Origin of the sequence: Amycolatopsis sp. NPDC051061 (assembly GCF_040682935.1) — a bacterium.
In the GTDB taxonomy this organism is placed as follows: domain Bacteria; phylum Actinomycetota; class Actinomycetes; order Mycobacteriales; family Pseudonocardiaceae; genus Amycolatopsis.
Genome location: NZ_JBFBBZ010000001.1, coordinates 111,066 through 137,422 on the forward strand (window position 1 = coordinate 111,066; position 26,357 = coordinate 137,422).

A 26,357-nucleotide genomic window follows, 5' to 3' on the forward strand; every position below is an offset into this window, starting at 1 on the left:
TCAGCTCCCCGTGACGGACGCGACGACGTCGCCCCAGATGCGCAGCGCGTCGTCGACCTGCTCGGCGTTGACGATCAGCGGCGGCACCATGCGCACGACGTTCATGTACGGGCCGCAGGTGAGCAGCAGCAGGCCACTCTTCGACGCCGTCTGCTGGGCGGTCGCGGCGGTCGCGGCGTCCGGCTCGCCGTCGGCGGTGGTGAACTCCGAGCCGACGAGCAGCCCGAGCCCGCGCACCTCGCCGATCGCCGGCGTCTTGTCCGCGATCACCCGGGCGCCTTCGAGCAGCTGGCTCCCGCGCTCGGCGGCGTTCTCCACCAGGTTCTCCTGCTGGATGACTTCCAGGGTCGCGATCGCGGCGGCGCACGAGACGGCGTTGCCGCCGTACGTGCCACCCTGCGAGCCTGGGAGCGCCTTCGCCATCAGCTCCTGCGAAGCGGCGATGCCCGACAGTGGGAAGCCGCTGGCCAAGCCCTTCGCGATGAGCACTATGTCGGGCGAGACGTCGAAGTGGTCGTGCCCCCAGAACTTCCCGGTGCGGCCGAAGCCGGTCTGGATCTCGTCGAGGACGAGCAGGATGCCGTGCCGGTCCGCGCGCTCGCGCAGCCCCGCCATGAACTCGGTGTTCGCCGGGACGTACCCGCCTTCACCGAGCACCGGCTCGACGAAGATCGCGGCGGTCTCGTTCGGGGCGCTGACCGTCTGGAACAGGTAGTCCAGCTCGCGCAGCGCGAACTTCGTCGCGGTCTGCTCGTCCCAGCCGTAGTGGTAGGCGTAGGGGAAGGGCGCGACGTGCACGCCCGCCATCAGCGGACCGATGCCGGCGCTGAACCGCGTCCCGGACGTCGTCATCGACGCCGCCGCGACGGTCCGGCCGTGGAAGCCGCCCTGCATGACGATGACGTTCGGGCGCTTCGTCGCCTGTCGTGCGAGCCGCAGCGCCGCTTCGACGGCCTCGCTGCCCGAGTTCGAGTAGAAGAGCGAGTCGAGCCCGCTGGGCAGGACGTCGCCGAGGCGCTTGGTCAGCTCGAGCAGGGGCCGGTGCATCACCGTCGTGTACTGCCCGTGGACGAGCTTGCCGATCTGCTCCTGCGCCGCGCGCACGACGTGCGGGTGGCAGTGCCCGGTGCTCGTGACGCCGATGCCGGCGGTGAAGTCGAGGTGGCGTTTGCCGTCGACATCGTAGAGGTAAACCCCTTCACCGTGGTCGACCACGACGGGCGTTGCCTGCTTGAGCAGCGGAGATAGCTGGGCCATGGCAGCGTGCTCCTAGGTCGGTTGAGCGGGTTGTCGATTGTTGACAATATCCATAGCATGGCCTCCGGGACAACACGTGAGGAGCAGTCGGGATGAGCGCGAGCACCGAGTCCGGCGTCGTCGACGCGGTCGGCAAGGAACTGTTCATCGGCGGCAAGTGGGTCGCCGCCGAGTCCGGGAAGACGTTCCCGGTGGTGGACCCGGCCACCGGCAAGGAGCTGTGCCAGGTCGCCGACGCCTCACCGGCGGACGGCGTCACGGCGCTGGACGCCGCGGTCGCCGCGCAGGCGGACTTCGCGAAGGTGGCGCCCCGCGAACGCGGCGAGATCCTGCGCCGCGCGTACGAGCTGCTGATGAAGCGCCAGGACGAACTCGCCCTGCTCATGACCCTGGAGATGGGCAAGCCGCTGGCCGAGTCGAAGGGCGAGATCGCCTACGCGGCCGAGTTCTTCCGCTGGTTCGCCGAGGAGGCCGTCCGGATCGACGGTGGCTTCGCGACCGCCCCGAACGGCGTGGGCCGGTTCCTCATCACGAAGCAGCCGGTCGGGCCGACGATCCTGATCACGCCGTGGAACTTCCCGATGGCGATGGGCACCCGCAAGATCGGCCCGGCGGTCGCCGCCGGCTGCACGATGGTGATCAAGCCCGCCGCCCAGACGCCGCTGTCGATGCTGGCGCTGGCCGGCATCCTCGCCGAGGCGGGATTGCCCGAGGGTGTGCTGAACGTCCTCACGACCACCGACTCCGGCGGCGTGATGGAGCCGCTGATCCGCGACGGCCGCGCCCGCAAGCTCTCCTTCACCGGCTCCACCGGCGTCGGCCGCAAGCTCCTGGAGCAGTGCGCCGACAAGGTGCTGCGGACATCGATGGAGCTGGGCGGCAACGCGCCGTTCCTGGTCTTCGACGACGCCGACATGGACGCGGCGATCGACGGCGCGATGCAGGCGAAGATGCGCAACATCGGCGAGGCGTGCACCGCGGCGAACCGGTTCTACGTGCAGCGCGGCGTCGTCGAGGAGTTCTCGCGGCGGCTGACCGAGCGGATGCAGGCGCTGCCGATGGGCCGCGGCACCGAGAAGGACGTCGTGGTCGGCCCGCTGATCGACGACAAGGCCGTCGAGAAGGTGACGGAGCTGGTCAAGGACGCCACCGACCGTGGCGCGAAGGTGCTCACCGGCGGCTCCGGAGTCGACGGGCCGGGCCACTTCTACCAGGCCACCGTGCTCACCGACGTCCCGCAGGAAGCGCGGCTGACGCACGAGGAGATCTTCGGGCCGGTCGCCCCGATCACGCCGTTCGACACCGAGGAAGAGGCGGTGGTGAAGGCCAACGACACCGAGTTCGGCCTGGTCTCCTACGTCTTCACCAGCGACCTCAAGCGCGCGCTGAGGGTCTCCGAGGCGCTCGAAGCCGGCATGATCGGCCTCAACCAGGGCATCGTCTCGAACCCGGCGGCGCCGTTCGGCGGGATCAAGCAGTCCGGGCTCGGCCGCGAGGGCGGCTCGGCCGGCATCGACGAGTTCCTCGAGACCAAGTACATCGCGGTGGCCCTGTGAGCTCCTACCGCATCGCGAGCATCCCCGGCGACGGGATCGGCGTGGACGTCACGGTCGAGGCCCGCAAGGTCCTCGACCGGGCTTCCGCGCTCTTCGATTTCTCGCTGGAGTGGACGGAGTTCGACTGGAGCTGCGAGCGGTACGCGCGGGCCGGGTCGATGATGCCGGACGACGGCGTCGAGCAGCTGTCCGCGTTCGACGGCATCCTGCTCGGCGCGGTCGGCTTCCCCGGCGTCCCGGACCACGTTTCGCTGTGGGGCTTGCTGATCCCGCTGCGGCGCGCGTTCCAGCAGTACGTCAACCTGCGCCCGGTCCGGTTGCTGCCGGGCACGACGTCCGTGCTGGCCGGGCGGAAGGCCGAGGAGCTGGAGCTGGTCATCGTCCGGGAGAACTCCGAGGGCGAGTACTCGGCGATCGGCGGCCGGCACAACGCCGGGCGGCCGGACGAGTTCGTGCTGCAGGAGTCGGTCTTCACGCGCGTCGGCGTCGAACGGATCATCCGGTACGCCTTCGAACTGGCGCGGACGCGGTCTTCGCGCGTGTGCTCGGCGACGAAGTCCAACGGGCTCATCCACTCGATGCCCTTCTGGGACGAGATCTTCGCCGAGGTCGCCGCCGAGTATCCGGACGTCCACAGTGAACAGATGCACGTGGATGCGTTGGCGGCACGGATGGTCCAGGCGCCGGACCGGCTCGACGTCATCGTGGGGTCGAACCTCTTCGGCGACATCCTGAGCGACCTCGCGGCCGCGATCACCGGCGGGCTCGGCATGGCACCGTCCGGCAACATCAACCCATCGGATGAACATCCGTCGATGTTCGAGGCGGTCCACGGGAGCGCTCCGGACATCGCCGGGCAGGGGATCGCGAATCCCGTGGCGCAGATCCTGGCGGCCGCGATGCTGGTCGAACACCTGGGTGAAACCGTTGCCGCGCAAGCGATCCGCGCCGCGGTCGACCGGGTGCTCGACGAGGGCCGGGTGCGCACCCCGGACCTCGGCGGCACAGATACCACAGAACGGCTCGGCACGGCAGTGGCCGAAGCGCTGGGCTGAGTTTTTGTCGGTGCCCTCCGGCACGGTGGTCGCAAACCCACCGAGGGGGAGGAGCGACCGATGTGCTTTCTGTGTGACGGAGACGGATCCGGTTACCTGGCAAGGCTTCGCGATGGCGTGGCCGACCGGGGCTGGCTCGTGCAAGGAGTCGAGGGCAGCGGGGCGTACCCGCCATGGGCCTACACGATCGGCCTGAGCGGGTACGACCTGCCCGAGCTGGTCGTGACAGGCCTGCCGGTCCTGGAGGCCGCCGAGCTGCTGAACGACCTGGCCGCGCACTCGATGCACGAGTCGCCGCCCCCGCCGGGCGAGCGCGTCCCGTTGCGGGGCGGCCTGGTGATCGAGGGGGTCCCGCTGGCGGAGCCGTCGGTGCACCTGATCTTCGCGGCGGCGTTGTACGGCCCGGAAATCCGCGCGCTCCAACTGGTCCACGCGGACTCCCGAGGCCGCTTCCCGTGGTCCCCGGACTACCGCGACGGCCGTGGCGGCCAGCCGGTCCTGGGGGTGCGCGATGGCGCTTAGCTGCGGGTGTTCTCCGCCGGCCAACTGCTTCCCGGTACCCGTGCGGGCCGTCCACGTACGCCTGCCGGCTTCCCCGGCGCCTGAGCCGGTCGTCCGGGTGCGCGTGCCGATCCGGAAGTTGCACGCGCCGGTTTACCGATCACGCTTGTCGGGCTTCAAGTCCCGGCTGCCGGAGCTTCGCTCACGCGTTTCCCGGCACCGGCGGGGCGTGTCCCTCGATGAGGCTCGTCCCCGGCGCGAGCCGCTGCACCGCGTCCTCCATGTGCGAGTCGAGCAGCGCCAGCGCCGTCTCCTCGTCGCCGTCGCGAAGGGCCTGGATGAGTTTCGTGTGCTCCTCGACGCGTTCCTCGACCCGCTGATAGGTGCTCTGCAGCGCGGTCAGGCACATCCTCGTCTCGATGAGGAGGGTCCGGGCCATCCGGACGAGCCGTTTGCTGCCGGAGGCGTTGATGAGGGCCTCGTGGAACCTGAGGTCCGCGGTGGAGAGCGCGCTGGGGTCGTCTTCGCTCGCGGCCGTCGCCATCTCGGCGACGGTCTGTTCGAGCACATCGGCGATCCGGTCGCGTTCCCCGCCGCGCACCGCGCGGATCATCGCGGCGCGCTCGATGGCAGATCGAGCTGCATAGATGTCGTAGACGTCGCCGGGCTCGAGGTCGATCACGAACAGCCCGCGGTGCCGTTCGCTGCGGAGGAGCCCTTCGGACACGAGATGCTGCATGGCCTCCCGGAGTGGCCCCCGTGACACCTGGAACCGGGAGGCCAGCTCGGTCTCGCCGAGCTGGGTCCCGGGCGGGAGGGCGCCGGTCATGATCGCGTCGCGCAGCTGACGCGCGATCACCGCGGCGGTCGACTCGCGGCTGACCGGTTCGATCTCGGGCAGCATGCCCGGTGGCAGGGCCATGTCAGGCGCTCCCGTCCGGGAGGTGCCGGAACAACGCGCCGAGCGAGCGGACGAGCCGGTGCCCCCCGGTCAGGCGCAGGCCCTCCCAGACGGTCACCTGGTTGGCGGTCAGCACGGGCTTCTTCAGCGCGGCTTCGACGATGTTGATCTCCTGGAGCGTCCGCATCGCGGTGTCCGGCACGAGCACCGCGTCGGCGTCCGGGTGGTCGTTACGCACGGCGAGTTCGACGACGGCTTCCGACGTCATGGCGCCGACTTCGGCGGCCGTGACGATGTCGGCGCTGGCCATCGCGACGACCTCGACGCCGCCGGCCTTGAGGAAGTCCACGAACAGCCGGGCGATGTCGTCCGGGTAGCTGGCGGCGACGGCGACCCGCTTGACGCCGAGGGCGCGCGCGGCGTGCACGAACGCGAAGGAGGTACTGGAGGCCGGGACCCCGGCGACGGCGGCGAGGCGGTCGGCCTGGTCGCGGGCGCCGTCCCAGCCGTAGACGAAGCTGCCGCTGGTGCAGGCCCAGATGACCGCTTCCGGCTCGTGCTTCTTGAGCAGGGCGGCACCGTCGGCGAGGCGGCTCTCGCTGCCGAGGTCCAGCAGCTCGGCGACCGCGTGCTTGTCGGTGCCGTAGATGTGCTCGACGGCGAGGCGGATGCCGCCCTCGTCGGCGGCCGCGCCGCCGAGCAGCTGCTCGGCCAGCGGGTAATCGTCTTCGGCCGCGTGGTCGGGGTAGATGAAGCCGATGGTGGTCACGAAACCTCCGGGGGACGCAAATTGTCGACAATCCTAGAGGGATGGTCAAGGAAAACCTTCACGACACGTCACGAAGCCACTGCCCGGGTCCGACGATCGGCAGGTTCATCCGGCGCAGGCACGCCCACATGGTCAGTTGGTTGGCGGTGAGCACCGGCTTGCCGAGCGCGGCTTCCAGGGGCTCGATCAGGTCGTAGGTCGGGAGGTTGGTGCAGCTGACGAAGATCGCTTCGGCTTCGCCGTGGTCGGCGGCGAGGATGCGTTCGGCGATGGTGCGGTAGCTGACCTTCCAGATGCCACCGCCCAGCCCGAGGTGGTCGCTGGCGACGGTCTCGACGTTCAGCTCGCCGAGGAAGTCGTGCAGCGCGCGGGTGAGGTCGGCGTCGTACGGCGTCAGCACCGAGACGCGGTGCAGGTCGAGCTGGTGCAGCACCTCGGCCAGCGCACCCGAGGTGGTGACGGCGTCCGGTGCGCCGGCGTCGCAGATCGCCTTGGTCAGCGAGCGCTCGTAGTCGACTCCGTTGACGAAGCTGCCCGACGTGCAGAGGTAGGCGACGACCTCGGGCTCGACGTGCAGCACGTCGCGGGTCGCGCTGGCCAGGTGGTGGCTGTCGCTGACGAGGCGGGCCATCTCCATGCTGACCGGCACCGGCTCGTACGGCGTCCGCGCGAGGTGGAGGGACACCTCCATCGGCACCCAGCGCCAGAGCTCGCGCTCCAGCGCGAGGTCGAACGGGGCGATCACCCCGATGCCGCGTTGCGCCAGCGGGCCGTCGAACGCCAGGAAGTCGAAATCCAAGGCTCAGCCTCCGGAATACGTCTGAACTTGATGACACGTCCGGTGCTCCGGGGGTCGTTCCTCGGATTGTTGACAATCATACGAGCCGCTTTTACCGTGTCAACGTGATCGCCTCGGAAAACCGGGAAACTCCCGTCCTGGCCGTGCTCTGCGGCGAGCACCGTCCACCGGACATGCGTGCTGTCGAATCCGGGGCGGTCGTGCGTTACACGGACGCGGCGGGCCTGCCCGAAGCCCTGTCCGGAGCCGACGCTCTCTTCGTCTACGACTTCCTCTCCGCGGCCGTGCCGGGTGCCTGGCACGCGGCCGATCGCCTGCGCTGGCTGCACATCGCGAGCGCGGGCGTCGACCCGGTGCTGTTCCCCGGGCTGGTGGAGAGCGACGTCGTCCTGACCAACTCGCGCGGTGTCTTCGACGACGCCATCGCGGAGTACGTACTGGGCGTCGTCCTCGCCTTCGCGAAGGACTTCGCGCGCTCGCGCGACCTGCAGCGCGAGGGCCGCTGGCTGCACCGCGAGAGCGAGCGGATCGCCGGGCGCGAGGTGGTGGTCGTCGGCACCGGGCCGATCGGCCGGGCCATCGCGCGGCTGCTGCGCGCGGCCGGGATGCGGGTGAGCGCCGCCGGCCGCCGGGAGCGCACGGGCGACCCCGACTTCGGCCTCGTGCACGAGTCTTCGCAGCTCGAGGCGTTCTTGCCGCACGCCGACTACGTCGTCGCCGTCGCACCGCTGACCGAGCACACCAAGGGCATGTTCGACGCGCGCGCGTTCGCCGCGATGAAGCCGACGGCGCGGTTCGTCAACGTGGGCCGGGGCGAGCTGGTGGTCACTTCCGACCTGGTCGACGCGCTCGAGAACCGGGCCATCGCCGGCGCCGCGCTCGACGTGTTCGACACCGAGCCGCTGCCGCCGGACAGCCCGCTGTGGACCATGCCGGACGTGCTGGTCTCGCCGCACATGTCCGGGGACTTCATCGGCTGGCGGAACACGCTCGTCGAGGTGTTCACCGAGAACTTCCGCCGCTGGCAGGCTGGGGAGCCGCTGCGCAATGTCGTCGACAAGTCGCTCGGCTACGTGCCGTCGGGGAACCAGGGAGCCGGATGAACGACAGGATGCTGACCGCCAGCGAACTCGTCGCCGCCTACGCGACCGGTGAGCTCTCACCGGTCGAGGCGACGCAGAACGCGCTGCAGGCCATCGAAGACCGCGACGGCGAGTGCAACGCGTACTGCCTCGTCGACGCCGAAGGGGCGCTGGAGCAGGCCAAGGCGTCGGAGGTCCGCTGGCGCGACGGCAACCCGATCGGGTGGCTCGACGGCGTACCGTCCTCGATCAAGGACATGTTCCTCACCCAGGGCTGGCCGACCGTCCGAGGCTCGAAGAGTATCGACCCGGACCAGCCGTGGGACGTCGACAGCCCGGTCGCCGCGCGGATGCGCGAGGCCGGCCTGGTGGTGCTGGGCAAGACGACCACGCCCGAAATCGCGTGGAAGGGCGTCACCGACAGCCCGCTGCAGGGCATCACGCGCAACCCGGCCGACCCGTCGAAGACGGCGGGCGGGTCGAGTGGCGGCAGCGCCGCGGCCGTCGCGGCGGGGATGGGCGAGCTGTCCGTCGGCACCGACGGCGGCGGCTCGGTGCGGATCCCGGCGTCGTTCTGCGGGATCGTCGGGCTCAAGCCGACCCACGGCCGGATCCCGCTGTTCCCGGCGAGCCCGTTCGGCCCGCTCTCGCACGCCGGCCCGCTGGCGCGGTCGGTGGACGACACCGCGCTGCTGCTGGACGTCCTGTCGACGCCCGACCACCGCGACCCGGCCGCCCTCGCGCCGCCGGTGGGGTCGTTCCGCGAGGCCGTCCGCCGGGACGTGCGCGGCCTGATCGCGGCGTTCTCGCCGACGCTCGGCTACGTCGACGTCGACCCGGAGATCGCGGCGGTCGTCGCGGCGGCGGTGCGCGCGCTCGGTGACGCGGGGCTGCAGATCGAGGAGACGGACCCGGGGTTCGCCGATCCGAAACCGGCGTTCGACATCCTGTGGTCGTCGGGGGCGGCGAAGCTGCTCGACACGTTCCCGCCCGGATCCGAGGAGCGGACGGACCCGGGCCTGCGCAAGGTCTGGGAGCTCGGCAAGACGTGGTCGGCGAGCGACTACCTCGACGCGTCCGCCGAGCGGGCCGCGCTGGGCATCCTCATGGGCGAGTTCCACACGCGCTACGACGTGCTGATCACCCCGACCGTCCCGATCGCCGCGTTCGAGGCCGGGCACGACGTGCCGCCGGGCAGCGGGCTGAGCGAATGGCCGGAGTGGACGCCGTTCACGTACCCGTTCAACATGACCCAGCAGCCGGCGATCAGCGTGCCGGCCGGCCACACGTCGGCGGGGTTGCCGGTGGGCCTGCAGATCATCGGGCCGCGTCACTCGGACGACCTCGTGCTGGCGGTGGCGAAGCTTCTGGAGGAAGTGCGGCCCTGGGCGCCGGCCTGACCACACGTGAGGGTGAACCCCGGGTCCGGGCGGGAAAAGCTGTGCCACTGTCTGCCGGTGAACGCTGAAGGCTGGCGGTACGAGCGCGCCATTCCGACCTTGGACGTCGCGGGAGAGCCGACCCAGGTGGTGGTGGGCCTGGTCGAGCAGGGCGACCGCCTGACGGCGGCGCTCCGGGTGGGCGACGGCAAGGCCGCCCTGGTCCCCCTGGAAACGGGCGGCGAGTTGTTGAAGGCGCTGCGGGAGACGCTGGAGAGCTGGTGGCGCCTCGACGGCCACCGCGACCGAACACCGGAACCCCGCCCGAGCCGCTGAAAACCAGACCCGGAACGCCGGGCAAGCAGCTGAAACCGGTGGCCCTGAGCGGGTCGGTTATGCCAATGGCTCGAGCCGGTGGCTGACCGCCGCAGGTGCACCCGCCGCGCCGGATCGAGCAAGGTCAGACCGCCGGATCGACCGCCGCGCAGGGCCCGCCCCATCCCGGGGGTTGCCCCCTGGCCAGTCTATCGGCCGGTGCGGACAGTTCCGGTTTTCCGGAGGTTCGGCGCCGGAGTTGTCCACAACCGGCCGGGGGTGTGGACAACCCACCCGCGGTCAGCCGATGCCGTACTCGGCGAGGCTTCGGCGTCCCGCTTCCGTCACCCGGAGCGCGCGTCCGCCCGGGCGGCGGCGTACCCACCCTTCGTCGAGCAACGCCGTCAGCAACGCGGCCCCCAGGACTCCCGCGAGGTGCGTCGTCCCGTGCGACCAGTCGAGGCACGCGCGCACCGGCGGTCCGGCCGTGCGCAGCCCGGTGATCCCGAGCGCCGCCAGCAGCGGATGGTCGAAGGTGCGCACCACGCCGGTCTCGCCGGGGGCCAGCTCGTCGACCACCCCGTCCTTGCGCAGCAGCACCGCCAGGTCGATCCCCAGCTGCCCGGCCACGTGCCCGTAACACGCCCGGGCTCGCAGCAGCGGCCCCGACGGCGGATCGGGTTGGAGCCGGGCCGGCAGCCGGGGCGGGGCGAGCGCCGCCAGTGCTTCCACGAGCTGGGCCACCTGCGGGCCGGCGAGGCGATGCAACCGTTGGCGGCCCGCGTCGGTCGCGACCACCAGGCCCGCGTCGCACAGGCGGCGCAAGTGGGTGCTCGCCGTGGAGGGCGCCACCCCGGCGACGGTGGCCAGTGCCCGGGCGGAATGCGCGTCGCCGTCCATCAGCTGCAGGAGCATCGCCGCCCGGGCCGGTTCGCCGATCGCCTGGGCGACCGCGGCGATGTCGGGCTCGGCGGCCATGTCGTCAGCCTAACCATTCGCTCCGGATCGAAGCGTTTTTGTGGCACCCTGCGCCCATGACCAGCGATCGCTACTTCGAGGACTACGTCCCCGGCGCCACCCACGACTGCGGCAGCGTCGAGGTGACCGAGGCCGACATCCTCGACTTCGCCCGCCGCTACGACCCGCAGAGCTTTCACGTCGACGCCGCCGTCGCGGCGGACGGGCCCTTCGGCGGGCTGATCGCCAGCGGCTGGCACACCGCGAGCCTGATGATGCGGCTCTACGCCGATCACTACCTGTCCACTGTGTCCAGTTTGGGCAGCCCGGGCGTCGACGAGCTGCGCTGGCCGCGGCCGGTGCGGCCGGGCTCGGTGCTGCGGCTGCGCGCCACCGTCACCGAGGCCCGGCTCTCGCGCTCGAAGCCGGACCGGGGGCTGGTGCGCACGCGCGTCGAGCTCGTCGACGCCGGGGACGACGTCGTCTTCAGCGCGAGCCTGCTGAACCTCATCCTGGTGCGCCCGGGCTGACCGGCGCGTGCCGGACCAGCCCGCGCACCTGCGGGTTGAGCAGCACGATCGCCGTCGCGCCGACGACCAGGGCCGCGCCGCCGACGAGCGTCGCCGAACGACCGACGTGCTCGGCCAGCGGACCGGCGGCGATCTGGCCGAGCGGCATCGCGACGAACGAGCCGAGCATGTCGTAGGAGTAGACGCGGGCGAGCTTCTCGGGCGGCACGTTCTCCTGCAGCGAGACGTCCCACGCGACTCCGAACTGCTCGATCGCGAAGCCCGAAAGGACCATCGCGAACAGCAGCGGCAGCAGGTACGGCGTCTCGCCGAGGGCGAGCATCGGCAGGGCGTCGACCATGACCAGCGCGACGCCGAACAGCAGCATCCGCCGGGGTTGCCACCGTGCGGCGACGACGCCGCCGAGCAGCGCCCCGGCCGTCTGCACCGCCAGCGCGAGGCCCCAGCCGGTGCGGCCGAAGGTGTCGTCGGCGACCAGCGGGCCGATCACCAGCAGCGCGCCCGCGTTCACCGCGTTGACGATCATGAACTGCAGCACCACCAGCCACACCCACGACCGGGCGCGGAACTCGCGCCAGCCTTCGGCGAGCTCGCCGAGGGGCCGGCTGCCCGGGATGCGCTCGCCGTGCGGCAGGCGGATCCGACGGTAGGAAAAGGCGGCGGCGAGGAACAGGACGGCGTTCCCGGCGAGCGCCCACCCGGAGCCGGCGAACGCGACGAGGATCCCGGCGAGCCCGGCGCCGGCGATGCGGCCGACGTTGGACAGCAGCCGGACCAGCGCGTTCGCCTTGGCGAGCAGCGGCCCGGGCACGGTCAACGGCGTGAGCGACGCGGCCGCGGGCAGCGAGATGGCCGAGACGGCGCCGTTGACGAGGCTGAGCCCGACCAGCAGCGGGACGGACGCGAATCCACACAGGACACTTGCGGCGATGGCGGCCTGGGTGAGCGCGGCGGCGGTTTCGGTGCCCTGCAGGATCACCGATCGCGGCAGCCGGTCCGCGAGCATCCCGCCGAAGAGCACGAGGAGCACGTTGGCGATCGACCGCGCCCCGACGACGATCCCGAGGTCCACCGCCGACCCGGTCAGATCGACGACGGCGAAAGCCAGCGCGAAGGGAGCGACGGCGTTGGCGAAGTCGGCGAAGGTCCGCCCGGTCACGAGGGCGCGGAAGCGAGGTTCGCGAAGCGGGGCGAGCAGCGGGGTGGTCATGGGAGCGGCTCCGGCGGGTTGGTGCGATGGGGACGCGGGTTCGGGGGGCAGTGATCGAGGACGGGCCGCTGTGAGCGGCTCCGGCTGGACGGGTGCGGCCATGGCCACGACGCTCCGGCCCGATCGGTGCGACCAGAACGCCCCTGCACCGGCTGAACCGGGGTGACCGGGACGCCCACGCTCCAGCCGGCCGCGACCAGAACACCCGCGCTCATGGGGACTCGGCCGGCGCGGACTCGGTCAGTTCGAACAGCGCCACACTCGCGCTGACCCGCACCGTCCCCGGGGTCCTCGGCGGCTGGGCCGCCGCGTGCAGTTCCTGGCTCAGCTCCGAAGCCTGCTCCAGCACGCGCGCCCAGAGCGACGGGTCCACCCACAGCTCCGCGTCCGTCAACGACGCTCGCCGGCCCGGTGCCCGTGAACCTGCCCGCCGCAGCAGCTCTCCCGCGATCGCCTTGGTCAGCAACTGCTGCTCCGCCGGGTTGCGGGTGGTCAGGCGGCGCCCCGAGTCCGGGTCGTGGCGGTAGCGCTTTGCCCGGCCGCCGCGGATCGTCACTTCCTCCGCGACGTCCAGCAGGCCCGCGTCGTGCAGACGGCGCAGGTGGTAGCTGATGTTCGCCTGTGTCTCGCCCAGTTCGCGCGCCACCTCGGCCGCGCTCATCGCCGTTCCCGTCAGGAGCGACAGGATCCGCATGCGGAGCGGGTGCGCCAGTACGCGCAGGTTGTCGTGGGGCATGGTGCCCAGTCTGCCACAACCGTCAAAGAGTTATTTGGGGGTCTCGTTCGAAGTCGGCCAGCTCGCCATCGTCGGCGCGCTGGAGCCCCAGCACATCGAGGGAGTATCGCCACTATCGAGATCGAGCTGACGTCGGATGACTTGGCCGAAATCGACCGCATCACCGCCGACGCCGTGCAGGTCGCCGGCGCCGTCCGCGCTGATCGCGACGCAGTCCTGGGTGCGTGGTGGCAGCCCGGCGGTGCACAGACGGCACGCGCAATTCCACTGTGGACAGCCGCCGCCCGCCGCGGTGCCGAGCAGGATCACCTTCACCGGCGCATGACCAGGTCGGAAACCGGAGGCCGGGCGAGAATCAGATCGACGACCTCCCGTTGCGGAGACCGCGAACACACCGGGTCCGTCGCCGCGGCGTCGCCGGTGAGCAGGAACGCCTGGCAGCGGCAGCCGCCGAAGTCGAGCCCGCGACGGTCGCACGTCCGGCACGGCTCGCTCATCCAGTCTTCGCCGCGGTAGGCGTTGAACGACGACGAGCGGTACCAGATGTCGGCCAACGGCGTCTCCCGCACATTGTCCAGAGTGAGCGTCGAAATCGCCGACGCCGCCGGGCACGGCAGCACGGTCCCGTCCGGCGCCACGGTCAGCTGCCGCGCGCCCCAGCCGTACATGCACGGCTTCGGATACGGCTCGTAGTAGTCGGCGACGACGTAGACGATCTCCATCGTGCCGCGCAGCCGCCGGATCGCCGCACGCGCCAACGGTTCCGCGGCGGCGAGCTGCGACGGCGTCGGCATCAGCGCCTCGCGGTTGCGCAGCGCCCAGCCGTAGTACTGGGTGTTCGCCAGCTCGAGCCGGTCCGCGCCCATCCGCTCGGCCAGCTCGATGATCCCGGCCAGCTGATCGTGGTTGCGCCGGTGCAGCACCACGTTCAAGGACAACGGTAACCCGGACGACTTCACCAGGGCGGCCGCGGCGAGCTTGTGGTCGAACGCCCGCGCGCCGGCCAGCTGATCGGAACGCTCTCGCGTCGCGCCCTGCGCCGACAGCTGGACGTGCGCCAGCCCACGCGAGACCAGGTCGTCGAGCCGCGCGGAAGTCAGGCCGAGGCCGGAGGTGACGAGGTTGACGTAGCAGCCGAGCGAACTCGCGTGCGCCACCAGCGAAGGCAGGTCCGGCCGGGCCAGCGGCTCGCCGCCGGACAGGTGCACCTGCAGCACGCCCAGCTCGCGGGCTTGCGAGAGCACCGAAATCCAGTCCGCAGTGGACAGCTCGGCGGAGCGTGACACGAGCTCCAGCGGGTTCGAGCAATAAGGACAGTGCAGCGGGCAGCGGTGGGTCAGCTCGGCCAGCAGCCCGAGCGGCGGGGTCACGTCCACGCGACGACCCGCCGTTCGCCCAGCCGCGCCAGCACGTCGAGGACGTCCTGCTCCCGGACGCCGGTGAAGCGCTTTCCCAGCACCGCGGTGATGTCGGTGACGGTCCGGGCGCCGTCGCAGAGTCCGAGCACGGCGGCGGCGGTGGTGTTCGGGACGAGCACGCCTTCGGGGAACAGCAGGACGTGTGTCTCCCGGACGTGGTCGAAGGACAGCCGCACGCCGCGGCGCAGCTGGGGAACCGACCCCACGGTGATCACCTCGCGGCTCGTTCGATCGCGTCGAGCATCGACCACAGGACGTCGCACTTGAACGACAGCGCGGCGATCGCCCGGTCCTGCTGCTCGCGGGTGACGCAGTGGCGGACGACGATGTCGAGCGTGTCCTTGCCCTCGCCGGCGACCTTGTCGATGCGGTCGGTGAAGTAGGCGAGGTCTTCGCGGGCGATCCACGAGTAGTGGGCGAGCATGTCCGCGACGCGCCGCTGCATCAGGTGCCCGGCGAACATCTCGGTGAGTCCCGAAGCGACGGCCTCCCACCACGGCTTCGTCCGCGCGAAGGTCACGTAGGCGTCGACGGCGAACCGGACGCCGGGAGCGACGTGCCGCTCGTCGAGCACCTCGTCCCGGTGCAGGCCGACGGCCGTGCAGAGCCGCAGCCAGCGTTCGATCCCGCCGTCGCCGGCGGTGGTGCCGTCGTGGTAGACGATCCGGTCGAGCCACTGGCGGCGGATCTCCGGCAGCGGGCAGTTGCCGATGATCGCTGCGTCCTTCCGCGGCAGCGTGCTCTGGTAGTACCAGCGGTTCGCCGCCCAGATCCGCAAACCGCGTTCGTCGAGTTCGCCGGCGTGCAGCCGGTGGTGGAAGGGGTGCGTGCCCCAGTACCGGCCGGAAAGCGCGCGCAGCTCGGCGATGAATGCGCTTTCCGGAAGTGGCTCGACCGGCATCTTCAGTCCGCCATGCGGGCCGCGTAAGCGGTGACCTCCATGGGAGTTTCGTACTCGACGAAGTCGGGGGTCGTCCACACCTCGGTCATTTCCTGCTCCTCTCTCCGGGGCTGATCGTCGCCACCCTAGGAGCGGGAAGAGCCGGCTGACCAGAGTTTCACCCGTGAGTTCGGAAAGTTTCCTTCCGATGGGGGAGCGGGGTTGTCGGTGAGCGGGCTACCTTACCGCAGCTTCGAGTTCCACCAAGGCCGTGTCGAGGTGTGTCAGGATCCGCTGCAGGTGCGGCACGCTGCGGCGGCAGCCGGTGACGCCGAAGTCGAGGTTGTCGCCGTTGCTGGTCAGCGTGATGTTCACGGCCTGGCCGTCGAGCAGCACCGACGCGGGGTAGATGCCGTCGAGCTGCGCGCCGTTCCAGTACATCTGCCGGCGCGGCCCCGGCACGTTCGAGATCACCAGGTTGAACGGCGGCCGCGTGTTGTTGACGATGCCCGGGATCGGCGAGACACCGAGCTGCGCGACGTTGACCGCGGACAACAACAGCGTCTGCAACGGCGTCAGCTCCGAGAACAGCCGCTTGCCGTTGCGCATCGACTGGTGGATCGTGACGAGCCGCTTGCCCGCGTCCGGCAGGTCGGTGGCGAGGTTGCACAGCAGGGCGCCGATGTTGTTGCCCGCTGCCTCACCCGGGTCGTTCTGGCGGCGCAGCGACACCGGCACCATCGCGACCAGCGGCGCGTCCGGCAGCGCGCGCTGCTCGATGAGGTAGTCCCGCAGCGCGCCCGAGCACATCGCGAGCACGACGTCGTTGCGCGACACCCCACCCGCGGTGGCGACCTTCCGCACGCGGTCGAGCGACCACGACTGCGCCGCGAATCGCCGCGCGCCGCCGATCGGCACGTTGAACATCGTCCGCGGCGCCTGTCCCGGCAGGGTCACCGTGTGCTCGCTGAACGCCTCGCGCGCCACCTTGATCGCGGCCGGCGCCAGCCCCGCGAGCTGGTTGGCGGTCTTGCCCGCGGCCTGCAGGAACGACCGTGGGCTCTTGACACGGCTTTCGCCTGGTTTGCGCCGGGAACCCCACCACGGCGGGCAGTCCATGTCCGCCGGGTCGTCCGACAGCGTGCCCTGCAGCTGGCGCAGCGCCGAGACGCCGTCCATCAACGCGTGGTGGACCTTGGTGTAGACGGCGAACCGGCCGTCGGCCAGCCCCTCGATGAGGTGCGTCTCCCACAGCGGCCGGTGCCGGTCGAGCAGGGTGCTGTGCCAGCGGGACGTCAGCTCCAGCAACTCGCGGATGCGGCCCGGCTGCGGCAGCGCCGAATGCCGGAAGTGGTAGTCGAGCTCGAGATCCGTCTCGGCCTTCCAGACCACGTGTCCCATCGTGTTGACGGGCCGCGCCGGGCGGCGCTGGAACACCGACCGCATGTTGTCCGATTCGAGCAGCGAACGGCGGATGTCGCGCAGGTACTCCGGCCCGGCTCCGTCGGGTTTCTTGAACAGCTGCAGACCGCCCACGTGCATCGGATGCTCGCGCGTTTCGACCAGGAGGAACATCGAGTCGGTCACGGGCATCATCGCCATGGGACATCACCTTCCGCACTCGGCACGCCGACTCTACGCGCTCGGCGACCGCGGGTGGATCACGTTCTACTCTGGCGAGTATGACCGTCCGCGGCGCACGGGAAACGTCGGTGCCACAGATGGCCGAATGCGTCGTGATCGGCGGCGGTGTGATCGGTGTGAGCTGCGCGTTCCGCTTGGCGGAAGCCGGCGTCGACGTCCTGCTGCTGGAGCGCGGCGGGCTCGGCGAGGGCTCGACGGCGAAGGCCGCGGGCGGCATCCGGTCGTCGTTCACCAGCCGCGTGAACGTCGAGCTGGGACTGCGCGGGCTCGCCGCGTACAGCGCTTTCCCGGAGCAGTTCGGGATCGAGATCGACTTCCGCCGCGACGGCTACCTGTACCTGCTCACCGATCCCGCGGAGGTGACTGCAATCGGACAGTGCGCGGAGCTGCAGCGGGCTTACGGCGTAAGGAGTCACCTACTGGATCCCGCAGAAGCGAAGGAAGTCCTGCCGCTGCTCGAGACGGACGGGATCATCGCCGCGCTGTGGTCGCCGGACGACGCGAAGGCGACGCCGGACGCGGTCGTCCGGGGTTACGCGAAGGCAGCCCGCGCGTGCGGCGCGAAGGTGCGTACCGGTGTCGAGGTCCTCGGCATCGAGCGCGACGGGGACGCGTTAACCGGCGTTAACACGACCGCGGGGTTCGTGCGGACCGGCGCGGTCGTGTGCGCGGCGGGCGCGTGGTCCGGCCGGATCGGCGAGCTGGCCGGCCTCGATCTCCCGGTGCGCCCGTTCCGGCGTCAGGTCGTGTTCACCGGCCCGGTGCCCGGGCTCCCGGCCGCGGTGCCGCTGACCATCGAGCTGCCGTCGGCGTTCTACTTCCACCGCGAGGGTCCTGGGCTCGCCATGTCGTTCTCCGAGGACGACGGCTTTCCGGGCTTCGGCACGCACTACGAAGCGGGCGAGTGGCTCCCGCGGCTGGCCGAGCTGGCCGGCCGCCGGATCCCCGCCGTGCTCGACGCCGGGATCCGCGCGGCCTGGGCCGGGTTGTACGAAGTGACGCCCGACCGCAACCAGATCGTGGGGGAAAGCGTCCTGCTGTCGCGGTTCTTCTACGCGACCGGCTTCTCCGGGCACGGGTTCCAGATGGCCCCGGCGACCGGCGAGCTGGTCCGGGACCTCTACCTCGCACAAGAGCCGGCCGTGGACATCGCGGAGCTCGACGTCCGGCGCTTCGCGAGCGCCGGTACCGCACCGGCGGAGCACAACATCGTCTAGGGGTTGATTGCCAGATCGTTCAACGATCTGGCAGTATCCGCGTCGTGGCTGTGAGTGGTGCTCGGGAGTTGGTGGACGCGCTCGAAGGGCTGGGGACGGAGATCGTTTTCGGCCTCCCGGGGGTGCACAACCTGCCGTTGTGGGAGGCGCTCGCCGAGACCCGCATCAAGCTCGTCGGGGTCCGCCACGAACAGACCGCGGGGTACGCGGCCGACGGGTACGCGCGCGCGACCGGCAAGCTCGGCGTCGCCCTCGTCACCACCGGGCCGGGTGCGGCGAACACCCTCGGCGCGGTCGGCGAAGCCATGGCGTCCGCGGCTCCGGTGCTGGTCATCGCCACCGACATCCCCTCGACGCTGCGGCGCCCGGGCGTCGTCCGCGGGGTGCTGCACGAGACGTCCGACCAGCAGGCGATGTTCGCGCCGGTGACCAAGGGCGGCTTCACCGTGCGGGCCGCGGACCAGATCGGCACCACCGTGCACCGCGCGTCCCGGCTCGCGCTGCAGCCGCAGAGCGGCCCGGTCTACCTCGGCGTCCCGACCGACTACCTGCGCGAGACCGTGCCGCACCGGCGCCCGCCCGCGCCGCACCGCAAGCCCGACGGCGACGTGCCCGACCTCGCGCGGGCCGAAGCGATGCTGTCCGACGCGGAGCACCCCCTGATCTGGGCCGGCGGCGGCGCGCTGCGGTCCGGGGCGGGGGACGCGATCGGCGCGCTCGCCGAGAAGATCGCCGCGCCGGTCATCACCACGTTCGGCGCCCGCGGCCTGCTCCCGCTCGACCACCCGTGCCTCGCGCCGAACCCGGTGCACACGCCGGAGGTCGGCGAGCTGTGGGACGAGGCCGACGTCGTGCTCGCCATCGGCACCGACTTCGACGGGTTGATGACGCAGAACTGGCGGATGCCGAAGCCGCGAAAGCTGGTCGCGATCAACGTCGACGCCGACGACGCCGCCAAGAACTACGAGCCCGACCTGACGCTGGTCGGCGACGCGCGCGCGATCGTCGAGCGGCTGCTGCCGAAGGAGCGGCCGGGGCTGAACGACATCACGCTGCGGCTGGCCGGCATCGGCCGCCGGGTGCGTCAGCGGATCCGCGACGAAGAGCCGCAGGCCTACGACTTCCTGTCCACTTTGGACGAGGTGCTGCCGTCGGACGCGGTGCTGGTGTCCGACATGTGCGTCGCCGGTTACTGGGTCGGCGGCTTCCACCGGGTGCGGGCGCCGCGCAAGCTCGCCTACCCGATGGGCTGGGGCACCCTCGGCTACGGCTTCCCGGCGTCGCTCGGCGCCGCCGCGGCGGGGGTCGGGCGCGCCATCTGCATCACCGGCGACGGCGGGTTCCTCTACGCCTGCGGCGATCTCGCGACGCTGGCGCAGGAGCAGCTGCCGGTCACGGTGGTCCTGGTCGACGACGGCGGTTACGGCATGCTGCGCTACGACCAAGAGCGCGAAGGCCTCCCGCGCCGCGGAGTCGACTGGGACAGCCCGGACTTCGTCGGCCTCGCCCGGTCCTTCGGCGTGCACGCGGACCGCGTCTCCGGGTTCGGGCGGGCGTTCCGGCGGCTGCTCGGCGAGTTCGTCGAGTCGGACGAGCCGAACGTCCTGGTCGTGAAGGCCAAGCTGAAGCCGCCGCTGAACACTTCGCCGCGGTGGTACCGCACATGAGGATCGGCGTCGACATCGGGGGCACGTTCACCGACCTCTGCGCGGTGGACGGCACCGGGATCGCGGCCGTCGGCAAGGTGCTGACCACCCACGACGAGCCGGCGCGCGCGGTCGAAGAAGGCTTGGCCGCGCTGCTCGCGGACGCCGGTATCGACGCGGAGGACGTCGAGCAGGTCGTGCACGGGACGACGTTGGTGACGAACGCGCTCATCGAACGCAAGGGATCGCGCACGGCGTTGCTCGCGACCACCGGCTTCCGCGACGTCCTGGAGATGCGCCGCGAGCACCGGTACGAGCTGTACGACCTGCACATCGAGCTGCCCGCGCCGCTGGTGCCGCGGCACCTGCGCTTCGACGTCCCGGAGCGGATCCTCGCCGACGGATCCGTCCTTGCGCCACTCGACGAGACTTACGTTGTAAGGCTCGGGCGGGAGCTGGTGGACCGCGGTGTCGAAGCGGTCGCCGTCTGCTTCCTCCACGCCTTCACGAACCCGGCGCACGAACGGCGCGCGGCCGAGCTCCTGGCCGAGGTGGCGCCCGGGCTGCGGGTCGCGCTGTCCTCGGACGTCGTCCCCGAGATCCGCGAGTTCGAGCGGACGTCGACCACGGTCGCGAACGTCTACGTCCAGGACCTGACCGAGCGCTACCTGCGCGACCTCGAACGCCGGCTCCGGCGGCTCGGGATCGCCGGGACGCCGCACATCATGCTGTCCAACGGCGGACTGGCCACTGTGGACACCGCGGCCCGGCACCCGATCCGGATCCTCGAGTCCGGCCCGGCCGGCGGCGCGCTGGCGGCGGCGACACTGGGCCCGGACGACCTGCTGGCCTTCGACATGGGCGGCACGACGGCGAAGCTGTGCCTGATCGCCGGCGGCGCGCCGCTCGTCACGCACCAGTTCGAAGTCGACCGCAAGTACCGGCTGCTGCCCGGCTCTGGGCTGCCGGTGCAGGTGCCGGTCACCGACCTGATCGAGATCGGCGTCGGCGGTGGCTCGATCGCCCGGATCGACGCGCTCGGGCTGCTCACCGTCGGGCCCGATTCGGCCGGGTCCGAGCCCGGCCCGGTCTGCTACGGCCGCGGCGGCACCGAGCCCACGGTGACCGACGCCGACCTCGTGCTCGGCTACCTCGACCCGGACTACTTCCTCGGCGGCGGCATGAAACTCGACGCGGCGGCCGCGCGCGCGGTGATCGAGACCGGGATCGCCGGGCCGCTCGGCGTGAGCGTCGAAGAGGCCGCGTGGGGCATCCACACGAGCGTCAACGAGGACATGGCGAACGCCGCCCGCGTGCACGCCGTCGAGCGTGGCCAGGATCCGGCGAAGCTGCCGATGTACACGTTCGGCGGGGCGGGCCCGGTGCACGGCGTCGGTGTCGCCCGCGCGCTCGGGGCGCCGTCGGTCGTCGCGCCGCCCGCCGCCGGTGTGCTCAGCGCCGCCGGGTTCCTCACCGCGCCGTTGGCGTTCGACTTCGTCCGGTCGGCCCGCGCGGCCGTGCACGAGCTGGCGTGGGAGCAGGTCGACGCGCTGTTCGCCGAGATGGAAGCCCAGGGCGCGGCGCTGCTCGCGAAGTCCGGAGTGGACGAAGTGACGCACCGGCGGATCGCCGAGATGCGCTACGCCGGGCAGGGCTACGAGATTCGCGTCCCGGTCCGCGGCGGCCGCTGGCCGGAAACCCTGATCGACGAGTTCACCGCCACCTATCGCGCGTTGTACCGGCGCACCGGGCCCGAGGTCGGCGTCGAGGTCCTGAACTGGCGGGTGGTGTCGAGCGGACCCAAGCCGGACGTGACACTCCGCCTGGCTGCCACTGCGACGACCGGTGACGCGCACAAGGGGACTCGCAAGGCGTACTTCCCGTCGGTGGGGGGATTTGTCGACACGGCGGTGTTCGACCGGTACCTCCTGACGCCGGGTGAGCGCGTCGACGGACCGGCCATCGTGGAGGAACGCGAGTCCACTGTGGTCGTCCCGCCCGGTGCGCACTGCGTCGTCCGAGGTGACGCGGCGTTGGAGGTGACGGCGTGAGCGTCGACCCCATCCTCGTCGGACTCTTCGGCAACCGCCTGCACTCCATCCTCGCCGAACAGCAGAACGCACTGGTCAACACGGCGTTCTCCGCCGTGGTCCGCGAATCGCTCGACCTGGCCTGCGCGGTGTTCGACTCGCGCGGCGAGATGATCGGCCAGTCCGTCGGCGGCACGCCGGGGCACATCAACGCGATGGCCACCGGCATGCACCACTTCGTCGCGGCCTACCCGCCGGAGACGCTCGAACCCGGGGACGTGCTGCTCACCAACGACCCGTGGCAGACCGCCGGGCAGATCAACGACATCACCGTCGCGACGCCGGTGTTCCGGCGCGGCCGGCTGGTCGCGTGGTTCGCGTCCTGCTGCCACGCGCCGGACATCGGCGGCCGGCTCGTTTCCGCGGAGGCTCACGAAGTCTTCGAGGAAGGCTTACGCCTGCCGATCCTGAAGTTCCTGCGGGCGGGCGAGGTCAACGCCGACCTGGAACGGCTGATCCGGGCGAACGTCCGGACGCCGGAGGAGACCATCGGCGACCTGTACGCGCAGGTCACCGGCAACGAGGTCGGCGCGGCGAGCCTGCTGAAGCTGCTGGAGGAGTTCGGGCTGGGCTCCCTCGACGACGTCGCCGCCGAGATCATGAACCGCTCCGAGAAAGCGCTGCGCGACGCGCTGCGGGAGCTGCCGGACGGTGTCTACACCAACGAGATCACCACCGACGGTTTCGACGACGAAGAGATCGTCCTGCGCGTGACGGCCACTGTGGACGGTGATGAGATCCAACTCGACTTCGCGGGGTCGTCGCCGCAGAGCCGTCGCGGGATCAACGTCGTCCTCAACTACACGCGGGCGTACGCGTCGTTCGCGGTCAAGGCGGCGATCTCGCCGGAGGTGCCGCACAACGCCGGGTCGTTCCGGCCGGTGCGCGTCACCGCGCCGGAAGGTTCGGTGCTGAACTGCCTGCCGCCCGCTCCGGTCGCCTCACGGCACCTGATCGGGCACTTCCTGCCGTCGCTGCTGATCGGCGCTCTGCCCGGTGCCGCGATCGCGCCGAGCGCCGACGCGTTGTGGATGACCATCTGGCGCGGCTCCGCGTTCATGCTCAATGTCTTCCAGACCGGCGGTATGGGCGCGCGCGTCGACAAGGACGGCTTGACCACCACCGGGTTCCCCAGCGGATTGCGCTCGACGCCGACCGAGGTCATCGAGACGATGGCGCCGCTCGTCCAGCGCTCGCGGGAGCTGCGCGTGGACTCGGGCGGTGCCGGGCGGTGGCGCGGCGGCCTCGGCCAGGTGACGACGATGTCCGCGCGCGGCCAGGAGTCTTGGAGCGTCAACGGGAACGTCGACCGCGTACGCGCCGCGGCGTCCGGATTGGACGGCGGAACGCCCGGCGCGGTCGGCCGTTTCGGGCTGTACGAAGGGGAAGACCTGCCCGCGAAGAGCCGGGTGACGCTGACGCGTGAGTCCGTTGTGGACGTCACGCTGCCCGGCGGCGGGGGCTACGGGCCGCCGTTCGAACGGCCCGTGACCAAAGTGCTCGACGATGTCGTCGAGGGGTACGTCTCGGTGGCGGCGGCGCGCGATGTGTACGGCGTCGAGGTGCGCTACCTCGGTGATCCGGCCGCGCTCGTCCGGCTGCCCGGTGACTACGCGGTGGACGAAGAGCAGACAGCACGACTGAGAGCGGGGAAGTGATCATGGGTCGGTTGGCCGGCAAGGTGGCGGTCGTCTTCGGCGGCGCGCGGGGCATCGGCCTCGCCACGGTGAAGGAGTTCCTCGCCGAGGGCGCGACGGTGTTCGCTTCCGACATCCGCGAGCCCGCGGAACAACTCGAGGGCTACCGGCACTCCATAGTGGACGCCACCGACGAGGACGCCGTGGCGGCGTTCGTCGACGGCGTGCTCGCCGAAGCGGGCCGCATCGACGTGCTGGTCAACAACGTCGGCATCCACCTCGGCAAGCCCCTCGCGGACACCACGCTGGCCGAGTTCGACAACATCTTCGCGCTCAACGTGCGGGCGGCCTTCCTCGGCACCCGCGCCGTGCTGCCGCACATGATCGAGCAGAAGGCGGGCAGCATCATCACGACGTCGTCGAACGGCGGCGTGATGGGCCGCCCCGGCGACCCGGTGTACAACGCCACCAAGCACGCGCTGGTCGGGCTGACGAAGTCGATCGCCGTCGCCCACGCGCACCAGGGCATCCGCGCGAACACGGTGAACCCCGGCGCGATCGACACCGACATGCTGCGCAGCACGCTCAACTCGCCCGAGGAGTTCGAGACCAAGCAGCACCAGCTGGTCGCGAGCACGCCCGCGGCGCGCGTCGGCGAGGCGTGGGAAGTCGCGAAGGCCGTGGTGTTCCTGGCGAGCGACGAGTCGCGGTTCATCAACGGCGTCGTGCTGCCGATCGACGGCGCGAAGGCCGCCGGCGCGATGCCGGGCAACCGCTACAGCCTCGATTTCGAGCTCGGCGTCAGGTAGGGCCGTGACCGTCGATGCCTCGGGGCTGGAGAGCGAGCGGCACCAGCTCGAACGCAGTGGCACCGCCGAGCGGGTCGCCGCGATCCTGCGCCAGTACATCACCGACGGCGTCTTCGCCCCCGGTGAACGGCTGTCCGAGCCGGTGATCAGCTCGGCGCTCGGCGTCTCGCGCAACACCCTGCGCGAGTCGTTCCAGCTGCTGGCCCACGAGCGGCTGGCGGTGCACGAGCTGAACCGCGGCGTGTTCGTGCGCGAACTGACCACGGAGGACATCGAAGACCTCTACGTCGTCCGCCGCGCCACCGAATGCGGTGCCCTGCGGCGGGCGGCCGAACGGTCCACTGTGGACTTGGTGCCGGTGGAACAGGCCCTGCGGGACGGCCGTACGGCGGCCGCGGCCGAGGACTGGCCGGCGGTCGGCACCGCCAGCATCCACTTCCACCAGGCGCTGGCCGACCTCGCCGGCAGCGAGCGGATCTCCGCGACGATGCGCCAGGTGCTCGCCGAGACGCGGTTGTTCTTCGTCCTCAACGAGAACACGCGCGAGTTCTACGAGCCGTTCCTGGGGTGCCACGAGCAGATCCTGCGCGACCTGCGGTGCGGCCGGTTCGGCGTCGCCGAGGCCGCGTTGGACCGCTACCTCCGTGACGCCGAAGCCCGGCTGCTCGCGCTCAGCGACCTTACGACGTAAGGGACCTCGAACACGTACGGCCTGCGGTACGTGGTGGCCCGGTACGTCCCGTCGGGGCCGGCCGACCAGCTGCGCCAGGTGACGGTGCGGACGACGGACACCTCGGCGTACTCCGCCGTGGCGGGCTCTGCCGCGGCCGCGGGCGCGGGCGGTGCCGAAACGAGGAGCACGGCAACCAGGGTTATCGCACGTCCTCGGAACACGACACCAGTCAACCTCGCGGAAGGCGCCGACCGGAAAGGATTCGAGCCGGTTCAAATCCACCGCGGCGGCTGTTACCGTCGACGGAGTGTTCACGCTGCGCGTCGACGCGGAGACAGTGGCCAGGACCCGGTTTTCGCCGTCACTCACGGCGGAGTCCCTGGCCTGGCTGAAGCTCGCCGCCGGCTCCGCGCGCCACCCCGTGTTCGGCGATCCCGGCCCGCTCGCCCGGGCGTCGCTCACCCACCCGGACGTCGCCCTCCTCCTGGACCTGCTGCCGCGCGTCGGCGAGGTCTACACACCCGACCTGCTCACGCCGCAGCCCGGCACGGCCACCCGGCACCGCGACCTGCTCGACGAGCAGATCGCGCGGATCGAGGCGACGCCGCAGGACGATCTCGAGGAGCAGGTGCTCTCCCACACGCAGGCGCACTGGAGCCGGCCGCTGCCGGTCAAGGCCCGCCGCGTCGCGGAGTCGGGGTCGATGCCGCGCCGCCTGGCCAACGGGCTCGCCCGGTTCTGGCGTGACGCCCTGGCCGAGCACTGGGACGGTCTGCAGGCCGTCCTCGACCGGGACATCACCCACCGCGCGCGGACCATCGCCGGCCACGGCGTCGGAGCGGTGCTCAGGTCACTCCACCCCTCCATCGGCTGGGCGGGCGACGCGATCACCCTGGCCATGCCGTTCGACGGCGAGGTCGACGTCGCCGGCCGCGAGCTGGTCCTCGCGCCCGGCGTGCTCAGCTGGCCCGGCACCAGCATCCAGGTCGACGTGCCCGGCCAGGTCGTGCTCTGCTACCCGGCGCACGGCATCGGCACGGGCGGGGGCCCCGAGCCGGGCCGGATCGCGCCGGTGGTCGGGGCCGCCCGCGCGGCGCTGCTGACGGACCTCGAAACCGCACGGTCGACGGCGGAGCTCGCCACCCGGACCGGGTACGCGGCGGGCACCGTCTCCTACCACCTCACGGCCCTGCACCGGGCCGGCCTCGTCAGCAAGGTCAGGGACGGCCGTTACGTGCTGTACCGGCGGACCCCGCAGGCCGTCGTCCTGCTGGAAGGCGCCTGAGCCGTCAGCAG

Annotated in this window: 26 protein-coding genes and 1 pseudogene; 14 read left to right on the top strand and 13 right to left on the bottom strand. The window is 71.3% G+C overall.

The features are described from left to right. The gene (locus AB0N03_RS00525) at positions 1-1,257 is read right to left on the bottom strand and encodes an aminotransferase class III-fold pyridoxal phosphate-dependent enzyme (protein WP_364363086.1); all 1,257 of its coding nucleotides are present in this window, start codon (positions 1,255-1,257) and stop codon (positions 1-3) included. Positions 1,258-1,349: 92 nt separating this feature from the next. Here AB0N03_RS00525 and AB0N03_RS00530 point away from each other — a divergent pair, with 92 nt between their 5' ends. Genes AB0N03_RS00530 through AB0N03_RS00540 form a run of 3 tightly spaced genes read left to right on the top strand, consistent with a single transcriptional unit; the run spans position 1,350 to position 4,390 of the window. Next, positions 1,350-2,813: an NAD-dependent succinate-semialdehyde dehydrogenase gene (locus AB0N03_RS00530; RefSeq protein ID WP_364363089.1), complete on the top strand. Its 1,464-nt coding sequence runs from the start codon at positions 1,350-1,352 to the stop codon at positions 2,811-2,813. Then, on the top strand, positions 2,810-3,868 hold the full coding sequence (locus tag AB0N03_RS00535; protein ID WP_364363091.1) for a tartrate dehydrogenase: 1,059 nt from the start codon (positions 2,810-2,812) through the stop codon (positions 3,866-3,868). Before AB0N03_RS00530 ends, AB0N03_RS00535 begins: the two co-directional genes overlap by 4 nt. Positions 3,869-3,928: 60 nt before the next feature. Further along, positions 3,929-4,390, top strand: a complete 462-nt coding sequence (locus tag AB0N03_RS00540) for a DUF4262 domain-containing protein (protein WP_364363094.1) — start codon at positions 3,929-3,931, stop codon at positions 4,388-4,390. A gap of 181 nt (positions 4,391-4,571) precedes the next feature. Here the strand turns inward: AB0N03_RS00540 and AB0N03_RS00545 are convergent, their stop codons facing one another. Genes AB0N03_RS00545 through AB0N03_RS00555 form a run of 3 tightly spaced genes read right to left on the bottom strand, consistent with a single transcriptional unit; the run spans position 4,572 to position 6,838 of the window. Continuing rightward, the gene (locus tag AB0N03_RS00545; protein ID WP_364363096.1) at positions 4,572-5,291 is read right to left on the bottom strand and encodes a GntR family transcriptional regulator; all 720 of its coding nucleotides are present in this window, start codon (positions 5,289-5,291) and stop codon (positions 4,572-4,574) included. A 1-nt stretch (position 5,292) separates the two neighbouring features. Then, the gene (locus tag AB0N03_RS00550) at positions 5,293-6,039 is read right to left on the bottom strand and encodes a maleate cis-trans isomerase (RefSeq protein ID WP_364363099.1); all 747 of its coding nucleotides are present in this window, start codon (positions 6,037-6,039) and stop codon (positions 5,293-5,295) included. Positions 6,040-6,097: 58 nt separating this feature from the next. Beyond that, positions 6,098-6,838 (bottom strand): Asp/Glu/hydantoin racemase, encoded by a 741-nt coding sequence (locus AB0N03_RS00555; protein ID WP_364363102.1) that lies wholly within the window; start codon positions 6,836-6,838, stop codon positions 6,098-6,100. A 104-nt stretch (positions 6,839-6,942) separates the two neighbouring features. Here AB0N03_RS00555 and AB0N03_RS00560 point away from each other — a divergent pair, with 104 nt between their 5' ends. From AB0N03_RS00560 to AB0N03_RS00570, 3 genes are read left to right on the top strand one after another with little or no spacing between them, the layout of a single operon-like run. After that, a complete protein-coding gene (locus AB0N03_RS00560) occupies positions 6,943-7,941 on the top strand; it encodes a D-2-hydroxyacid dehydrogenase (protein ID WP_364363105.1) in 999 nt (332 codons plus the stop codon). Further along, a complete protein-coding gene (locus AB0N03_RS00565; protein WP_364363108.1) occupies positions 7,938-9,320 on the top strand; it encodes an amidase in 1,383 nt (460 codons plus the stop codon). Before AB0N03_RS00560 ends, AB0N03_RS00565 begins: the two co-directional genes overlap by 4 nt. A gap of 57 nt (positions 9,321-9,377) precedes the next feature. Continuing rightward, positions 9,378-9,635 carry a hypothetical protein gene (locus tag AB0N03_RS00570; RefSeq protein WP_364363110.1) on the top strand — a complete coding sequence of 86 codons (258 nt, stop codon included), beginning with the start codon at positions 9,378-9,380 and terminating at the stop codon, positions 9,633-9,635. 279 nt (positions 9,636-9,914) lie between these two features. On the opposite strand, the gene AB0N03_RS00575 is transcribed toward AB0N03_RS00570, so the two are convergent. Next, on the bottom strand, positions 9,915-10,592 hold the full coding sequence (locus AB0N03_RS00575) for a helix-turn-helix transcriptional regulator (RefSeq protein WP_364363113.1): 678 nt from the start codon (positions 10,590-10,592) through the stop codon (positions 9,915-9,917). A gap of 56 nt (positions 10,593-10,648) precedes the next feature. On the opposite strand from AB0N03_RS00575, the gene AB0N03_RS00580 reads away from it, so the two are divergent. After that, positions 10,649-11,101: a MaoC family dehydratase gene (locus AB0N03_RS00580; protein ID WP_364363115.1), complete on the top strand. Its 453-nt coding sequence runs from the start codon at positions 10,649-10,651 to the stop codon at positions 11,099-11,101. Here AB0N03_RS00580 and AB0N03_RS00585 read toward each other — a convergent pair. From AB0N03_RS00585 to AB0N03_RS00620, 8 genes and pseudogenes are all read right to left on the bottom strand, one after another. Then, positions 11,079-12,311: an MFS transporter gene (locus AB0N03_RS00585; RefSeq protein ID WP_364363118.1), complete on the bottom strand. Its 1,233-nt coding sequence runs from the start codon at positions 12,309-12,311 to the stop codon at positions 11,079-11,081. The two genes, AB0N03_RS00580 and AB0N03_RS00585, sit on opposite strands and share 23 nt — an antisense overlap. A gap of 211 nt (positions 12,312-12,522) precedes the next feature. Then, complete coding sequence (locus tag AB0N03_RS00590) at positions 12,523-13,047, bottom strand: helix-turn-helix domain-containing protein (protein ID WP_364363121.1); 525 nt, start codon at positions 13,045-13,047, stop codon at positions 12,523-12,525. Between the two features lie 189 nt (positions 13,048-13,236). Beyond that, positions 13,237-13,362 (bottom strand): annotated as a pseudogene (locus tag AB0N03_RS00595) (pyrroloquinoline quinone biosynthesis protein PqqB); the annotation flags it as partial. Then, on the bottom strand, positions 13,359-14,423 hold the full coding sequence (gene pqqE / locus AB0N03_RS00600; protein WP_364363124.1) for a pyrroloquinoline quinone biosynthesis protein PqqE: 1,065 nt from the start codon (positions 14,421-14,423) through the stop codon (positions 13,359-13,361). The gene pqqE and the pseudogene AB0N03_RS00595, both read right to left, overlap by 4 nt. After that, positions 14,414-14,680: a pyrroloquinoline quinone biosynthesis peptide chaperone PqqD gene (gene pqqD / locus AB0N03_RS00605; RefSeq protein ID WP_364363127.1), complete on the bottom strand. Its 267-nt coding sequence runs from the start codon at positions 14,678-14,680 to the stop codon at positions 14,414-14,416. Before pqqD ends, pqqE begins: the two co-directional genes overlap by 10 nt. Beyond that, a complete protein-coding gene (gene pqqC, locus AB0N03_RS00610) occupies positions 14,677-15,366 on the bottom strand; it encodes a pyrroloquinoline-quinone synthase PqqC (protein WP_364363130.1) in 690 nt (229 codons plus the stop codon). Before pqqC ends, pqqD begins: the two co-directional genes overlap by 4 nt. A gap of 2 nt (positions 15,367-15,368) precedes the next feature. After that, positions 15,369-15,455, bottom strand: coding sequence for a pyrroloquinoline quinone precursor peptide PqqA (gene pqqA / locus AB0N03_RS00615; protein WP_086864059.1), 87 nt, complete (start codon positions 15,453-15,455; stop codon positions 15,369-15,371). Between the two features lie 127 nt (positions 15,456-15,582). Next, entirely contained in the window at positions 15,583-16,947 is a 1,365-nt protein-coding gene (locus AB0N03_RS00620; protein WP_364363133.1) for a wax ester/triacylglycerol synthase family O-acyltransferase, read from the bottom strand. Between the two features lie 80 nt (positions 16,948-17,027). Between AB0N03_RS00620 and AB0N03_RS00625 the strand changes: the two genes are divergently transcribed. The 7 genes from AB0N03_RS00625 (at position 17,028) to AB0N03_RS00655 (ending at position 26,346) form a co-directional block, all read left to right on the top strand. Further along, positions 17,028-18,206: an FAD-binding oxidoreductase gene (locus AB0N03_RS00625; RefSeq protein ID WP_364363135.1), complete on the top strand. Its 1,179-nt coding sequence runs from the start codon at positions 17,028-17,030 to the stop codon at positions 18,204-18,206. A gap of 44 nt (positions 18,207-18,250) precedes the next feature. Continuing rightward, positions 18,251-19,873, top strand: a complete 1,623-nt coding sequence (locus AB0N03_RS00630; protein WP_364363138.1) for a thiamine pyrophosphate-binding protein — start codon at positions 18,251-18,253, stop codon at positions 19,871-19,873. Continuing rightward, positions 19,870-21,903 (top strand): hydantoinase/oxoprolinase family protein, encoded by a 2,034-nt coding sequence (locus AB0N03_RS00635; RefSeq protein WP_364363141.1) that lies wholly within the window; start codon positions 19,870-19,872, stop codon positions 21,901-21,903. Before AB0N03_RS00630 ends, AB0N03_RS00635 begins: the two co-directional genes overlap by 4 nt. Then, positions 21,900-23,600 (top strand): hydantoinase B/oxoprolinase family protein, encoded by a 1,701-nt coding sequence (locus tag AB0N03_RS00640; RefSeq protein ID WP_364363144.1) that lies wholly within the window; start codon positions 21,900-21,902, stop codon positions 23,598-23,600. The genes AB0N03_RS00635 and AB0N03_RS00640 overlap by 4 nt, the downstream gene beginning before the upstream one ends. 2 nt (positions 23,601-23,602) lie before the next feature. After that, complete coding sequence (locus AB0N03_RS00645; RefSeq protein WP_364363146.1) at positions 23,603-24,388, top strand: SDR family oxidoreductase; 786 nt, start codon at positions 23,603-23,605, stop codon at positions 24,386-24,388. Positions 24,389-24,392: 4 nt separating this feature from the next. After that, positions 24,393-25,079, top strand: a complete 687-nt coding sequence (locus AB0N03_RS00650; protein WP_364363149.1) for a GntR family transcriptional regulator — start codon at positions 24,393-24,395, stop codon at positions 25,077-25,079. Positions 25,080-25,368: 289 nt separating this feature from the next. Then, positions 25,369-26,346 (top strand): helix-turn-helix domain-containing protein, encoded by a 978-nt coding sequence (locus AB0N03_RS00655; RefSeq protein WP_364363152.1) that lies wholly within the window; start codon positions 25,369-25,371, stop codon positions 26,344-26,346. Positions 26,347-26,357: the final 11 nt, after the last annotated feature.

Excerpts from the sequence above, each read along its gene's own strand:
- AB0N03_RS00565 (WP_364363108.1), top strand. The coding sequence starts at position 7,938 with ATGAACGACAGGATGCTGACCGCCAGCGAACTCGTCGCCGCCTACGCG.
- AB0N03_RS00580 (WP_364363115.1), top strand. The coding sequence starts at position 10,649 with ATGACCAGCGATCGCTACTTCGAGGACTACGTCCCCGGCGCCACCCAC.
- AB0N03_RS00590 (WP_364363121.1), bottom strand. The coding sequence starts at position 13,047 with ATGCCCCACGACAACCTGCGCGTACTGGCGCACCCGCTCCGCATGCGG.
- AB0N03_RS00635 (WP_364363141.1), top strand. The coding sequence starts at position 19,870 with ATGAGGATCGGCGTCGACATCGGGGGCACGTTCACCGACCTCTGCGCG.
- pqqA (WP_086864059.1), bottom strand. The coding sequence starts at position 15,455 with ATGACCGAGGTGTGGACGACCCCCGACTTCGTCGAGTACGAAACTCCC.
- AB0N03_RS00620 (WP_364363133.1), bottom strand. The coding sequence starts at position 16,947 with ATGGCGATGATGCCCGTGACCGACTCGATGTTCCTCCTGGTCGAAACG.
- AB0N03_RS00540 (WP_364363094.1), top strand. The coding sequence starts at position 3,929 with ATGTGCTTTCTGTGTGACGGAGACGGATCCGGTTACCTGGCAAGGCTT.
- AB0N03_RS00530 (WP_364363089.1), top strand. The coding sequence starts at position 1,350 with ATGAGCGCGAGCACCGAGTCCGGCGTCGTCGACGCGGTCGGCAAGGAA.
- AB0N03_RS00525 (WP_364363086.1), bottom strand. The coding sequence starts at position 1,257 with ATGGCCCAGCTATCTCCGCTGCTCAAGCAGGCAACGCCCGTCGTGGTC.
- AB0N03_RS00545 (WP_364363096.1), bottom strand. The coding sequence starts at position 5,291 with ATGGCCCTGCCACCGGGCATGCTGCCCGAGATCGAACCGGTCAGCCGC.
- AB0N03_RS00625 (WP_364363135.1), top strand. The coding sequence starts at position 17,028 with ATGACCGTCCGCGGCGCACGGGAAACGTCGGTGCCACAGATGGCCGAA.
- pqqC (WP_364363130.1), bottom strand. The coding sequence starts at position 15,366 with ATGCCGGTCGAGCCACTTCCGGAAAGCGCATTCATCGCCGAGCTGCGC.
- AB0N03_RS00575 (WP_364363113.1), bottom strand. The coding sequence starts at position 10,592 with ATGGCCGCCGAGCCCGACATCGCCGCGGTCGCCCAGGCGATCGGCGAA.
- AB0N03_RS00585 (WP_364363118.1), bottom strand. The coding sequence starts at position 12,311 with ATGACCACCCCGCTGCTCGCCCCGCTTCGCGAACCTCGCTTCCGCGCC.
- AB0N03_RS00645 (WP_364363146.1), top strand. The coding sequence starts at position 23,603 with ATGGGTCGGTTGGCCGGCAAGGTGGCGGTCGTCTTCGGCGGCGCGCGG.